This is a genomic window from Asticcacaulis excentricus (assembly GCF_003966695.1).
GTDB lineage: Bacteria > Pseudomonadota > Alphaproteobacteria > Caulobacterales > Caulobacteraceae > Asticcacaulis > Asticcacaulis excentricus_A.
Map to the genome: position 1 here is coordinate 1115219 of NZ_AP018827.1, position 12079 is coordinate 1127297.

Sequence of the window (12079 nt, forward strand, 5' to 3'; positions counted from 1 at the left end):
AACCGTGGAACACATCAATCCCACCGTCTTCCATTTCGCCATCTTCGTACTGGCGGTCTTTGTCGGCTATTACGTGGTCTGGTCGGTGACCCCGGCCCTGCATACGCCGCTGATGGCCGTGACCAACGCCATCTCCTCGGTCATTATCGTCGGTGCGCTGATCGCCGCCGCGGCCTCCGGTTTCGGCGCAGGCACCTGGTTTGCCAAGGGCTCCGGTGCCATCGCCAGCGCGCTGGCGGCCGTCAATATCTTCGGTGGCTTCATGGTCACGCGCCGGATGCTGGCCATGTACAAGAAAAAAGAGCGTCCCGCTCAGGTTAAAAAAGAAGGGGCGCACTAATGTCTTTCGCTGACTTTTCGGCCCTCGCCTATCTGGTTTCGGGCGTGCTGTTCATTCTGGCCCTGCGCGGCCTGTCCTCGCCCGAAACCTCGCGTCAGGGCAATCTTTACGGCATGGTCGGCATGGCCATCGCCGTCGGCGTGACGCTTCTGGGCCTGTTTATTGGCGGTGAGATCGACCCCGTCACCATCGCCCTGATCCTGGGTGGCGTGGCGGTCGGCGGTTTTGCCGGAGCGAGCATCGCCAAAAAGGTCTCGATGACCTCCATGCCGCAGCTTGTGGCCGCCTTCCACTCACTGGTCGGTCTGGCCGCCTGTCTGGTTGCCGTGGGGGCCCTCTATGCGCCAGACGCCTTCCATATCGACTCCGGCCTCGGCATCAAGACGCAGTCAGTGATCGAACTGAGTCTGGGCGTTGCCATCGGTGCCATCACCTTCACCGGTTCGGTCATCGCCTTTGCCAAGCTCAACGGCAATATGTCGGGGGCACCGATCATCCTGCCGGCGCGTCACGCCCTGAATATAGGCATCGGTCTGGCCATCTTCGCCCTAATCGGCGTGCTGATCGCCACGGCGGGTCAGGCGCAGTGGGCCTTCTGGCTGATCTTTGCCCTGTCTCTGGTGCTGGGCGTGACCCTGATCATCCCCATTGGCGGGGCCGACATGCCGGTCGTTGTCTCCATGCTTAACTCCTATTCGGGCTGGGCTGCGGCGGCGCTGGGCTTCACGCTGGAAAACATCGCCCTGATCATCACCGGGGCGCTGGTCGGCTCCTCCGGGGCCATCCTCAGCTACATCATGTGTAAGGGGATGAATCGCTCCTTCGTCTCGGTCATTCTGGGCGGGTTCGGGGCCGATACCTCGGCGGCCGCCGCCGGTGGCAAGGTCGAAACGCGCCCGGTCAAGCAGGGCTCAGCCGATGACGCCGCCTTCATCATGAAGAACGCCTCCAAGGTCATCATCGTGCCGGGCTATGGCATGGCGGTGGCTCAGGCTCAGCACGCCCTGCGCGAAATGGCCGACAAGCTGAAAGAGGAAGGCGTTGAGGTCAAATACGCCATCCACCCTGTGGCGGGCCGCATGCCGGGGCACATGAATGTGCTGCTGGCCGAAGCCAATGTCCCTTATGATGAGGTCTTCGAACTGGAGGACATCAACAGCGAGTTTGCCACGGCGGACGTTGCCTTTGTCATCGGGGCCAATGACGTGACCAATCCAGCGGCCAAGACCGACCCGACCTCGGCCATCTTCGGTATGCCGATCCTCGACGTCGAAAAGGCGCAGACCGTACTCTTCGTCAAACGCGGCATGTCGTCGGGCTATGCGGGTGTCGAAAACGAACTCTTCTTCCGCGACAATACGATGATGCTGTTTGCCGATGCGAAGAAGATGGTCGAAGGGATCGTCAAGGCCCTCTGATCACTTCGCATCGGCGGGGATGCTATTCGCCGATGCCAAGAAGAGGGTCGAGGGGGTCGTCAAGGCCCTCTGAGACCCCTCATTCAGACCACAAAAAAACTCCCGATCCAAGGATCGGGAGGTTTTTTTAATCGGCCGACTGTGGGCGGAAGCTATGGCGGCGCGCCTTGCGCAGGAAACGACGCCGAACGGGTCCCAGAATACGGTCCTTTGTCCGGGTAATCACCAGCTTCTCGGTACGCAGCATCTGATGCCAGATGATCGACAGGAATCTGGCGCGCGGACGCAAAAGACGGCGCACCGGGGTCAGCCACTTCGGATGACGCCGCCAGGTGCGGATAAACTGCCGCTTGGCCCAGTAAGAGTTTCTCAGAACAATAACCAAGCCGGCGATGGAGACGGGCAGGCCCATTGGTCCCGGCAGGGGCGCGATGATCACACCCAGAACCACAATGAAGAAGCCGAGCCCAACCAGAACCCCGCGCCACAGACGGCTGGCACCGCTACGCACATGGCCCTTACGACGGGTTTTGGGCTTGCGGGTTTTCGGCGAGGCGGTCTCGAGCGCGCGCGACTTCGACGCCTTCCCGGAGGAAGGTTTGAAAAGTCCCGCCAATAAGCCCTTCGGCCCGCTCATCGTCTTGCTCCGTGGTCCTGTGCGGTCGTTCTAGACCGTTTCAGGCCCTATTCTGTCAGTAGCCGTTCAAAGCTACCATACCAGGGTTATGATATCGTAAGTCTAGGCTAATAATCCCGCCGCGATTGCGATATGGGAATCGTCATCACCTTTATAAAGAGCCACTAAGGTCTAAATTGCGGCGACTGGCCTTAATTGGGCTCACTTTAGGTAAAAGCGCTGATACGTGACGTGATGGCCACAAGCCGTGTCTTTTTTATCGCAAAAAAAGGCGGCCCCGCAAGACCGCCTCTTGTTCAATGGATTGGCCGTTGTCAGATTCGGCGGCTTATCCGCTCACACATCGTTCTATTCCGCCGCCTCGCGGTTTTCCCGCTCAAACGCCGCTTGGCTCGCCACAGGGGCGGCGGCGTGCGGTCGCACGCTGTCCGAGTCGGCGGATTACTCCGCCGCCTCGTCCATATAGCTCTCCATCGGCGGACACGAGCAGACCAGATGGCGGTCACCATAGACATTGTCGATGCGGTTGACCGGCGACCAGTACTTGTTGGCCATCGCCCCCTTGGTCGGGAAGCAGGCTTCCTGACGGCTATAGGCGCGGTCCCACGTTTCGGAGGCCAGATCGAAGATGGTGTGCGGCGCGTGACGCAGCGGGCTTTGCTCCGCCGTGAAGCGGCCATTGGCCACGTCATCGATTTCGCGCTTGATGTCGATCATGGCGTCGCAGAAGCGATCCAGTTCCGTCTTGGCCTCGGACTCCGTCGGCTCGATCATCAGCGTGCCCGGCACCGGGAAGCTCATAGTAGGCGCGTGGAAGCCGTGGTCGATCAGGCGTTTGGCCACATCGTCCACCGTCACACCCGTGGCGTCCTTGATCGGGCGCAGGTCGATGATGCACTCATGCGCCACGCGGCCCTTTTCGCCGCGATATAGCACCGGAAAGTGCCCTTCGAGGCGCGCGGCGATGTAGTTGGCGTTGAGAATGGCCACCTCTGTCGCCTTGCGCAGACCCTGATCGCCCATCAGCAGCATATAGGCAAACGAGATCGGCAGGATAGAAGCCGAACCATAGGGGGCCGCCGACACCGCCCCCGCCTCGCCCGTTTGCGGGTCCGACGGCAGGAAGGGTTTCAGATGCGCCTTGACGCCGATGGGGCCCATGCCGGGACCACCGCCGCCATGCGGGATGCAGAAGGTCTTATGCAGGTTAAAGTGGCTGACGTCCGAGCCGTAGTGCCCCGGACGCGACAGGCCGACCTGCGCATTGAGGTTGGCCCCGTCGAGATAAACCTGACCGCCCGCCGCATGGACCAGGTCGCAGATCTCCTTGATCGCTTCTTCAAACACACCGTGGGTCGACGGATAGGTGATCATGATAGCCGCCAGATTGGCCGCGTACTGATCGACCTTGAGCTTCAGATCGGCCATATCGACATTGCCGTCCTCGTCACAGGCGACCACCACCGTCTTCATGCCGACCATCTGGGCCGAGGCCGGGTTGGTGCCGTGCGCCGAAGCCGGGATCAGGCAGATGTCACGGTGGGAATCGCCACGCGAGAGGTGATAGCCCCGGATGGCCAGAAGGCCCGCATATTCGCCCTGCGCGCCCGAATTGGGTTGCAGGGAGACGGCGTCATAGCCCGAAATGCCGCACAGATAGGCTTCGAGCGCGTCAAACATGCGCTGATAGCCCTTCGCCTGATCCTTGGGCGCAAAGGGGTGCAGGTTCGAAAACTCCGGCCACGTGATGGGGATCATCTCGGTCGTGGCATTGAGCTTCATGGTGCACGACCCCAGCGGGATCATGGTGCGGTCGAGCGCCAAATCCTTGTCCGACAGGCGGCGCAGATAGCGCAGCATTTCGGTTTCCGAGCGATAGAGATGAAAGACCGGATGGGTCAGGATGTCGTCCGAACGCCGCAAGGTGGCCGGAATGGCCACGCCCTCGCCCGTACCGCCGTCCTTGCCAGCGGCAAAGGCCGCGATGACGCGCGCCAGTGCCGCCGGGGTGACGCTTTCATCCAGCGACACGCCGATATGGGTGTCATCGACGCGGCGGAAGTTGATGCCATCGGCCACCGCACGCGCGTGGATGGCGGCGGTGTCGGCACCGGTTTTCACCGTAATCGTATCGAAGGCCGCCCTGGTCACAACCTCAAAGCCCAGACCGCGCAGATGCGCCGCAAGGGCACTGGTCTTCTCGTGGATGGCCGAAGCGATGGCCTTCAAGCCTTCCGGACCGTGATAGACGGCGTACATGGAGGCGATGACGGCCAGCAGCACCTGAGCGGTACAGATGTTGGAGGTCGCCTTTTCACGGCGGATATGCTGTTCGCGCGTTTGCAGGGCCAGACGATAGGCCGGCTCCCCGCGGCTATCGACCGACACGCCGATGAGGCGGCCCGGCATGGAACGCTTCAGCGCGTCCTTGACGGCCATATAGGCGGCGTGCGGGCCGCCATAGCCCATCGGCACGCCGTAACGTTGCATGGAGCCGATGGCGATGTCGGCGCCCAGTTCGCCCGGCGAGGTCAGAAGCGTCAGGGCCAGCGGATCGGCGGCCATAGAGACGATCGCGCCCTTCGCCCTGGCAGACGCGATCACCTGACGGAAATCGCGTACCTCACCCGACGAGCCGGGATATTGCAGCAGGATGCCGAAAACCTCGGCGTCGATGTCGGTTTCCGGATTGCCGACGACGATCTCCCAGCCCAGCGGTTCGGCGCGGGTGCGGATGACGGCCAGGGTTTGCGGGTGGCAGTCGGCATCGACGAAGAAGCGGTCGGCCTTGACCTTTGAGGACCGACGCGCCAGCGCCATGGCTTCGGCGGCGGCGGTTGCCTCATCGAGCAGCGAGGCATTGGCGACGTCAAGCCCGGTCAGATCGCACAGCAAGGTCTGGAAGTTCAGCAGCGCTTCAAGGCGGCCCTGACTGATTTCCGGCTGATAGGGCGTATAGGCCGTGTACCAGGCTGGATTTTCCAGAATATTGCGCTGAATGACGCCCGGCAGCAGCGTGCCGTAATAGCCCTGCCCGATCAGCGAGACGAACGGCTTGTTTTCCGCGGCAACGCCGCGCAGATGCGCCAGAACCGCCTCTTCATCCATCGCCTCGCCCACGCCCATGGGGGAGCGTTCGCGGATGGCCACGGGGATGGTCTGATCGATCAGGGCGTCGATATCGGACACCCCCAGCTCCACCAGCATGGCGGAGATTTCGGCTTCGGACGGACCGATGTGACGACGGACAAAGGTGCCCTGTTCGACGGGCTGATTGGACTGACGCATGAGATTTACCTCTAAGCATCCCCCCTGATATCAGGGGGGAAACCGGCGAAGCCGGAGGGGGGTTACACCGGTGGTTTTAACCCCACCGTCTTCGCCGCCTGACCGACGGCGAATCCACCTCCCCTGACATCAGGGGAGGCACTTGATTACAGAGTCGCCAGATAGGCTTCGTAGGCTTCGCGATCCATCAGCGCATCAAGCTGCGACGGATTGGTCAGCTTGATTTTCGCGAACCAGCCACCGGCCTCCGGCACAGCATTAACGGTTTCCGGCGCATTGCCCAGTTCGCCATTGCCTTCGATGACCTCGCCATCGACCGGCGCATAGACGTCAGAGGCGGCCTTGACCGACTCGACCACGGCGAAGGCGTCGCCCTTGGTCAGGGTCTTGCCGGCTTCCGGGACTTCGACGAAGACCACATCGCCCAGCGCGTCGGCGGCATAGGCTGTGATGCCGACGAAGGCCGTGCCGTCGCCCTGATCCTTGACCCACTCGTGTTCCTTGGTGAATTTCATGATGACGACCTCTTAAGCCTTGGGTTTGCGGTAATATGAGTTAGGGACGAAGGGGATGGTGACGACTTCGCAGGCATAGGGTTTGCCGCGCACCTCCAGCTTCAGTTGCGTGCCGGGCGCCGATTGCGTGGCGGGCACATAGCCCATAGCAATCGAATAGCCGAGCGTCGGCGATGGCACGCCGGAGGTGACGATGCCGATGGCCTCACCCTCAGTGTTGAGGATCTTGGCCCCGTCGCGGGCGGGCGGCCCTTCCAATACGCGCAGTGCCACGCGGGTGCGTTGCGGGTTTTCGCGCTCCGCCCGGATGCGCTCGATGCCGCGGATGTCGCCGCGTTCCAGACGCGACTTCGACATGCCGAAGCTCAGGCCCGACTCGACCACGCCGTAGGTTTCGTCCATTTCGTGCCCATAGAGCGGCATCCCGGCTTCGAGGCGCAGCGAATCGCGCGCGCCCAGACCGATCGGCTTCACCTGCGGGAAGGTTAGCAGCAGGTCCCACAGCTCAGCGGCGCGGGCGGCCGGAAAGCTGATTTCAAAACCATCTTCGCCCGTATAACCCGACCGCGACACAAAGGCCGTTTCCCCCAGAATCTCGAACGTGCCGCAGTCCATGAAGTACATGTCACAGGCGGCGGGGCAGACCTGCGCCATCACTTCGCGGGCGCGCGGCCCCTGCAAGGCCAGAAGCGCGCGGTCGGCCAGGATGTCAAACGTCGTATCGCCCTTGAGGCTGTCGGCGATAATCGCGAAGTCCTGATCCTTGCAGGCGGCATTGACCACCAGAAAGAAGCCATCGGCTTGCGGACGCGACACCATCCAGTCGTCGAGAATGCCGCCCGCTTCGTTGAGCAGCAGCGAATATTTCTGCTTGCCGGGCTTCAGCGCCGCAAAATCGGTCGGCGTCAGGGCTTCGAGCGTGTGGACGGCATCCGTCCCGCTCAGGCGCGCCTGCCCCATGTGCGACACGTCGAACAGACCGGCTTCGGCGCGGGTCCATTTGTGCTCGGCCATCACGCCTTCGTACTGAACGGGCATGTTGTAGCCAGCGAACGGCACCATGCGCGCCCCCAGCGCGACGTGACGGTCCTCAAGCGGAGTGGATTTCAGAGCGACATCGGTCATACGCGGCCTCAGGGTTGCAAACGTGCGGAATCGCAGAGCTTTTCACTAAAAAAGTCTGCCCCCGCTGTCCCTGTGACCTGAGAGATTTAGACCCGGTTTACGGGCCGTTGCTCCGTCGGTAGGCGCCTCATGGCGCCATTTTCCAGCGTGTAAAACGATCCACGGTCCTTTGGCCTGAGCGTTTCCGGGGCGGTTGCGCCTTCGGCGGCATGACGAGTCATGCACTCTCCCGTGGGTCATCTCGCTTGTGCGTGAGGCGAGCCCAAGAGTCAATAGGCCGCCCGTCTGTCGCCGCGCCTCACTCACAGGCGGGAGTTGCAACCTGTCCCCGCTGATGACGCCTGTGCCTACACTCAGTGCATCAGCTCAGGAGCCGCACATGACACCCTCTTCCCAATCCACCGAATCCGCAGCCGCCCTCAGCCTCGAAGTCCGCGACCTGTTTCACGGCAGCGCGCAGAGCAAGGTCGCCATCGACACCCTCGCCTTTCTGGTGATTTTCCTCAGCGCCCTGATGTTCGGGGCTTTCGTACTGGCGCGGTTTTACCAGCGCGGCAGCCCCTGACCGTTATTGACCACGACCTTGAGGTGCTCTTTTCCGGACATTTCAGGTGAGCCATAGGCCTCCGGGGGTTTGATCGACACCGGCGACCACAGCGGCTTGACAGAGACTAGATACCGATTTCAAGCCTGCCAACTTTTGACTATTTCATTGTAGGCGTCGTCCGCGACGCCCTCTCTGTCATCACAGGACATATAGGCTATCATCAGTGCACAGTACTGTTCGCGATACCCAGCTACCATTCGCATAATGGCAACGGCTTGTTCTACGCTTAAATAACGGCATGAAATAAGCGCTTCGGCGGCAGTAAGCAGTGGCACTTTCAGCGGATGGTCAATATGTGCACACCAAAAATCCAACATGTTTTTGGCGCGCTTAGGCTGTAGCCCCCCCTTGAAGGGTGGACGACATATCTCGTTAAGTACAGCGAATGCGGCATTTGGCGATATTTGCTTGGATAATTCGATCAAACCGCGCCATGCCTTTTCCCGATCATACGGAAAATTGGCGTCTATCAGTTGGATGAAGGCCTCCTCATCCATTGGTCACCCGTTATTGACCACGACCTTGAGGTGGCCCTTTTCGCGCAGTTCCGGCGGGTCATAGGCTTCGGGGCGCTCAATCGTTGATGACGGCCCCAGCAAGCGCGTCCGGTATTTGGTCATCTGCGGCAGCAACGACGCCTCAAGGTGCTCGCGCTCGATCTCCACCACGCGATCTGCAAATTTGAGGATGTGCTTGTTGGGATAGCGCCCCGGCGGGCAGACCAGCACCAGTTCCTTCTTCGGGAAGCGTTCTTTGAGGTAGCGCGCCGTCGCCGCGTGGTCGCCATCGGCGGAGACCAGATAGCAGACGTCGAACAGGTTATCTTCGGCATCCGAGGCAATCGACAGAGCCAGATTGACGTCACCCTGCTTTTCGATGGCCAGATGCCATTGATGACCGCAGGCATTGCAGCCGTCGATGGCTGACACGAAATGGCCTATGCGGCAAAGGACACCGCGGGCCTGAAGCGCCCGCATATAGTCTTCGTGGCGCTTCATTTTCGACTTGTTCTGCGGACGGAAGGCCGAGCACCACACCACGCGCTTGACCACTTCGTCAGACGGACTAATCGCCTGCGCCAGCGCCTTGAGGTCCAGCCATTTCAGATAGGGCCGTTTATAGGCATCCACCGCGTGATAAAGGTTGAAGCCATCGTAATAGACAGCGGCGCGCTTACGGAAAAAGGGTAGCCTGAAACCGCCCCGTTGCCCGCGTCCCGTTACCGGTGCCGTGCCATGATTTTTGGCTTTATCTGGCTGCGACATGGACCCCGAAACGACGCAAGCGTTAACCCTCTGCTAACACTAAAGCGCATGTTTCGGCGTTTGTCAGTATCTTTCGGGTGACAGTTTTATTTTCACCCAACCGGAGAATCGTTACGGCTTGACCTTGGCGAAGCGGAAGCGCTTGCCCTGACGGTTGAAGTCCACCATTTGCGGCGTCACATCAAAGCCGACCAGAACCTCGAAATTCGAGCCCGCCACGGTCGAAGAGGCGCGCGGAATGACGATGTTTTCAACGCGGGTGGCCACATCCACCGTTTGCTGACCGTTAAAGCGCACCGGCAGGTCAAAATATTCCTTGGCCAGTACCGCCTTGTCGCGGTCGGTCACCGCCACCCAATAGCGATAGGTGTTGGTATCGGCCGGGGCCTTCGGGCCCTTGCCCAGCGAGAAGCCGATGATCATGGCGATTTCAATCGGCTGATCACCCTTATAGGCGCAATCCGACGCGACGCCGTTGATCTGACCGGTCCAGGTGGCGTCAGACGAGGCTTCCTTGTTATCCGCAAATTCGTGATAGCGAGCGGCTTCGTACAGCACCTTCACATAGGGGCACGGACCATCCGCACGACGCTTGGCCAGACGGAGGTCCTTCTGTTCCCACTCTTCTTCCTTCTTGGCGCGCTTTGACGCGTCATCTTCCGATTGATCGCGGTCACGGTCGCGATTCTGAGCCGAGGCAAGACCGGGCAGAATCGCCGCCGAGGCGACACCGGCCAGCGACAGACCAATCAGAAGCGCACGCAATTTGGAAGACATTCAGGTCTCTTGAGCTTGAAAAGGCGAAAGGGCGCCGCGAAGCGCCCCCACTTAGTAGCGTCTCGCCTGCGAATTTCAAAGAGCTAAAGAGGGATGTGGGCGACTTCATGGCGAAGCGGTGTTGTGTATGATGCACAAACTCTATGGCGCGCCGCCGCGAAAGCGCTTATCTAAGCCCCATGCCTGATGCCCTTACTCTCAAACTGGCGACCCCGCGCGGTTTCTGCGCCGGAGTCGATCGCGCCATTCAGATCGTCGAACGCGCCCTCGAACTTTACGGCGCGCCGGTCTATGTGCGCCATGAGATCGTCCACAACAAACACGTCGTGGATCGTCTGAAAGGCCTGGGCGCGGTGTTCGTCAAGGAACTGGATCAGTGTCCGCCGGACCGCCCGGTGGTGTTTTCGGCGCACGGCGTGCCGAAATCGGTCCCGGCCGAAGCGCAATCGCGTCAGATGTTTTTTCTTGATGCCACCTGCCCGCTGGTGTCCAAGGTGCATGTGGAGGCCGAACGCCATCACGAAGCCGGGCGTGAAATCCTGCTGATCGGCCACGCCGGCCACCCCGAAGTCATTGGCACCATGGGGCAATTGCCCGAAGGCGTGGTCAAGCTGATCGAAACGGTCGAAGACGCCCGCAGCTTTCAGCCCGCCGACCCGAAAAACCTCGCCTTCGTTACCCAAACCACCCTGTCGGTCGATGACACCGCCGATATCGTGGCCGAGCTTAAGGCGCGCTTCCCGGACATCTCCCTGCCGCACAAGGAAGACATCTGCTACGCCACCACCAACCGTCAGGAGGCGGTGAAGCGCGTGGCCGAAGACTGCGACCTTTTCCTCGTCATCGGGTCAAAAAAATCATCTAACTCACAGCGTCTGGTCGAGGTGGCCCTGCGCGCCGGGGCCCGTAGCGCGTATCTGATCGACGACGCGTCGGAGGTGGACTGGAACTGGTTCGACGGCGCGCAAACGGTGGGTATGTCCGCCGGAGCCTCGGCGCCGGAAAACCTGATCGAAGACCTGATCAAGGCCATTCACGCGCGCTTCGACGTGTCGATGAGCGAGGACAATGGCGTGCGCGAAACCGTGACCTTCAAGCTGCCGCGCGTCCTGACCGAAGCGTCCGCCTGAGATGAAGAAGGTCACCATCTATACCGACGGGGCCTGCAAGGGTAATCCCGGCAAGGGCGGCTGGGGCGCGATCCTCACCTTCGGCCCGCATGAGAAGGAACTCTACGGCTATGAAGCCGAGACGACCAATAACCGCATGGAGTTGATGGCCGTCATCATGGCGCTGGAGGCGCTGAAAGAGCCCTGCGAAATCGACCTGCACGCCGACAGCCAGTACGTCCTCAAAGGCATCAAGGAGTGGATTCACGGCTGGAAGGCGCGCGGCTGGAAGACCGCTGACAAGAAGCCGGTGAAAAATGACGACCTGTGGATGCGCCTCGACGCGGCCCGTCAGCGGCACAAGATCCACTGGCACTGGGTCAAGGGCCACGCCGGGCACGAGATGAACGAACGCGCCGATGGGCTGGCCAACAAGGCGATTACGGAAGCGACGGCGGCGTTTTAAAAAGAGTGTGGGGCCCGGCGCTCAGGCCGCGAAGCGTTAGCGCGCGATAAAGGCCCCGTGTCTTTTCCTTTAATCGAAGTCGAAAATATCCAGCATATCGAAGCCCTTTTTCTTCTTGCGATGGCCGTACTTGTCGTACTCGATCTTGCGACCGTACTTGTCGTATTCGACGGGCCGCCCGTACTTGTCTACCTGAGGCGGGCGTTGCTGATGATAGGGCTGCTGCGGATAGGGTTGCGGCGGTTGCTGGTAGTGCGGCTGTTGCGGCGGCACATAGGGGGCCGGTTGCGGCGTGGGCTGCGCCACAGTGCCACCGGCGGCCAGCGACAAAAGCTTTTCCAGTTCGCCGCGATCCAGCCAGACGCCACGACACTGGGTGCAGACGTCGATCAGTATGCCCTCCTTCAAAACCTCACGGAAGTCACCCCGGCAGACGGGACACTGAAGGGCAGACATGCTTTCTCTCCTGTAAAAGATCGTACAGCAGAGACATTGGCCCATAATGGGCACGCTTCAAGAGCCATTGCCGTAC

Annotated in this window: 13 protein-coding genes and 1 riboswitch; of the genes, 5 read left to right on the forward strand and 8 right to left on the reverse strand. The window is 61.0% G+C overall.

Features of this window, described 5'->3' with window-relative positions:
- Positions 1-4: 4 nt before the first annotated feature.
- Together EM6_RS05115 and EM6_RS05120 are read left to right on the forward strand one after the other, a co-directional pair.
- Positions 5-340: an NAD(P) transhydrogenase subunit alpha gene (locus EM6_RS05115; protein WP_126420748.1), complete on the forward strand. Its 336-nt coding sequence runs from the start codon at positions 5-7 to the stop codon at positions 338-340.
- Positions 340-1758, forward strand: a complete 1419-nt coding sequence (locus EM6_RS05120) for an NAD(P)(+) transhydrogenase (Re/Si-specific) subunit beta (RefSeq protein ID WP_126420750.1) — start codon at positions 340-342, stop codon at positions 1756-1758. The genes EM6_RS05115 and EM6_RS05120 overlap by 1 nt, the downstream gene beginning before the upstream one ends.
- Before the next feature lie 127 nt (positions 1759-1885).
- Here EM6_RS05120 and EM6_RS05125 read toward each other — a convergent pair whose 3' ends face one another.
- The 4 genes from EM6_RS05125 to gcvT all read right to left on the reverse strand — a co-directional run bounded on the left by EM6_RS05125 (position 1886) and on the right by gcvT (position 7323).
- Positions 1886-2395 (reverse strand): hypothetical protein, encoded by a 510-nt coding sequence (locus tag EM6_RS05125; protein ID WP_126420752.1) that lies wholly within the window; start codon positions 2393-2395, stop codon positions 1886-1888.
- A 441-nt stretch (positions 2396-2836) separates the two neighbouring features.
- Complete coding sequence (gene gcvP / locus EM6_RS05130; protein ID WP_126420755.1) at positions 2837-5683, reverse strand: aminomethyl-transferring glycine dehydrogenase; 2847 nt, start codon at positions 5681-5683, stop codon at positions 2837-2839.
- 146 nt (positions 5684-5829) lie between these two features.
- Positions 5830-6198: a glycine cleavage system protein GcvH gene (gcvH, locus tag EM6_RS05135; RefSeq protein ID WP_126420758.1), complete on the reverse strand. Its 369-nt coding sequence runs from the start codon at positions 6196-6198 to the stop codon at positions 5830-5832.
- 12 nt (positions 6199-6210) lie between these two features.
- On the reverse strand, positions 6211-7323 hold the full coding sequence (gene gcvT / locus EM6_RS05140; RefSeq protein WP_126420760.1) for a glycine cleavage system aminomethyltransferase GcvT: 1113 nt from the start codon (positions 7321-7323) through the stop codon (positions 6211-6213).
- 152 nt (positions 7324-7475) lie between these two features.
- Positions 7476-7565: riboswitch (glycine riboswitch) on the reverse strand.
- 137 nt (positions 7566-7702) lie between these two features.
- On the opposite strand from gcvT, the gene EM6_RS05145 reads away from it, so the two are divergent.
- Positions 7703-7888 carry a hypothetical protein gene (locus tag EM6_RS05145; RefSeq protein WP_126420762.1) on the forward strand — a complete coding sequence of 62 codons (186 nt, stop codon included), beginning with the start codon at positions 7703-7705 and terminating at the stop codon, positions 7886-7888.
- 119 nt (positions 7889-8007) lie between these two features.
- Here the strand turns inward: EM6_RS05145 and EM6_RS05150 are convergent, their stop codons facing one another.
- The 3 genes from EM6_RS05150 to EM6_RS05160 all read right to left on the reverse strand — a co-directional run bounded on the left by EM6_RS05150 (position 8008) and on the right by EM6_RS05160 (position 9972).
- Positions 8008-8427, reverse strand: coding sequence for a hypothetical protein (locus tag EM6_RS05150; RefSeq protein WP_126420764.1), 420 nt, complete (start codon positions 8425-8427; stop codon positions 8008-8010).
- A 3-nt stretch (positions 8428-8430) separates the two neighbouring features.
- Positions 8431-9195 carry an NYN domain-containing protein gene (locus EM6_RS05155; protein WP_126420766.1) on the reverse strand — a complete coding sequence of 255 codons (765 nt, stop codon included), beginning with the start codon at positions 9193-9195 and terminating at the stop codon, positions 8431-8433.
- A 111-nt stretch (positions 9196-9306) separates the two neighbouring features.
- A complete protein-coding gene (locus tag EM6_RS05160) occupies positions 9307-9972 on the reverse strand; it encodes a Tat pathway signal sequence domain protein (RefSeq protein WP_126420768.1) in 666 nt (221 codons plus the stop codon).
- Positions 9973-10151: 179 nt separating this feature from the next.
- On the opposite strand from EM6_RS05160, the gene ispH reads away from it, so the two are divergent.
- The gene (gene ispH / locus EM6_RS05165) at positions 10152-11102 is read left to right on the forward strand and encodes a 4-hydroxy-3-methylbut-2-enyl diphosphate reductase (RefSeq protein ID WP_232037102.1); all 951 of its coding nucleotides are present in this window, start codon (positions 10152-10154) and stop codon (positions 11100-11102) included.
- A gap of 1 nt (position 11103) precedes the next feature.
- Complete coding sequence (gene rnhA, locus EM6_RS05170) at positions 11104-11547, forward strand: ribonuclease HI (RefSeq protein WP_126420772.1); 444 nt, start codon at positions 11104-11106, stop codon at positions 11545-11547.
- 69 nt (positions 11548-11616) lie between these two features.
- Here rnhA and EM6_RS05175 read toward each other — a convergent pair whose 3' ends face one another.
- Positions 11617-12003, reverse strand: a complete 387-nt coding sequence (locus EM6_RS05175) for a zf-TFIIB domain-containing protein (protein ID WP_126420774.1) — start codon at positions 12001-12003, stop codon at positions 11617-11619.
- Positions 12004-12079: the final 76 nt, after the last annotated feature.

Excerpts from the sequence above, each read along its gene's own strand:
- EM6_RS05120 (WP_126420750.1), top strand. The coding sequence starts at position 340 with ATGTCTTTCGCTGACTTTTCGGCCCTCGCCTATCTGGTTTCGGGCGTG.
- EM6_RS05125 (WP_126420752.1), bottom strand. The coding sequence starts at position 2,395 with ATGAGCGGGCCGAAGGGCTTATTGGCGGGACTTTTCAAACCTTCCTCC.
- gcvP (WP_126420755.1), bottom strand. The coding sequence starts at position 5,683 with ATGCGTCAGTCCAATCAGCCCGTCGAACAGGGCACCTTTGTCCGTCGT.
- gcvH (WP_126420758.1), bottom strand. The coding sequence starts at position 6,198 with ATGAAATTCACCAAGGAACACGAGTGGGTCAAGGATCAGGGCGACGGC.
- gcvT (WP_126420760.1), bottom strand. The coding sequence starts at position 7,323 with ATGACCGATGTCGCTCTGAAATCCACTCCGCTTGAGGACCGTCACGTC.
- EM6_RS05145 (WP_126420762.1), top strand. The coding sequence starts at position 7,703 with ATGACACCCTCTTCCCAATCCACCGAATCCGCAGCCGCCCTCAGCCTC.
- EM6_RS05150 (WP_126420764.1), bottom strand. The coding sequence starts at position 8,427 with ATGGATGAGGAGGCCTTCATCCAACTGATAGACGCCAATTTTCCGTAT.
- EM6_RS05155 (WP_126420766.1), bottom strand. The coding sequence starts at position 9,195 with ATGTCGCAGCCAGATAAAGCCAAAAATCATGGCACGGCACCGGTAACG.
- EM6_RS05160 (WP_126420768.1), bottom strand. The coding sequence starts at position 9,972 with ATGTCTTCCAAATTGCGTGCGCTTCTGATTGGTCTGTCGCTGGCCGGT.
- ispH (WP_232037102.1), top strand. The coding sequence starts at position 10,152 with ATGCCTGATGCCCTTACTCTCAAACTGGCGACCCCGCGCGGTTTCTGC.
- rnhA (WP_126420772.1), top strand. The coding sequence starts at position 11,104 with ATGAAGAAGGTCACCATCTATACCGACGGGGCCTGCAAGGGTAATCCC.
- EM6_RS05175 (WP_126420774.1), bottom strand. The coding sequence starts at position 12,003 with ATGTCTGCCCTTCAGTGTCCCGTCTGCCGGGGTGACTTCCGTGAGGTT.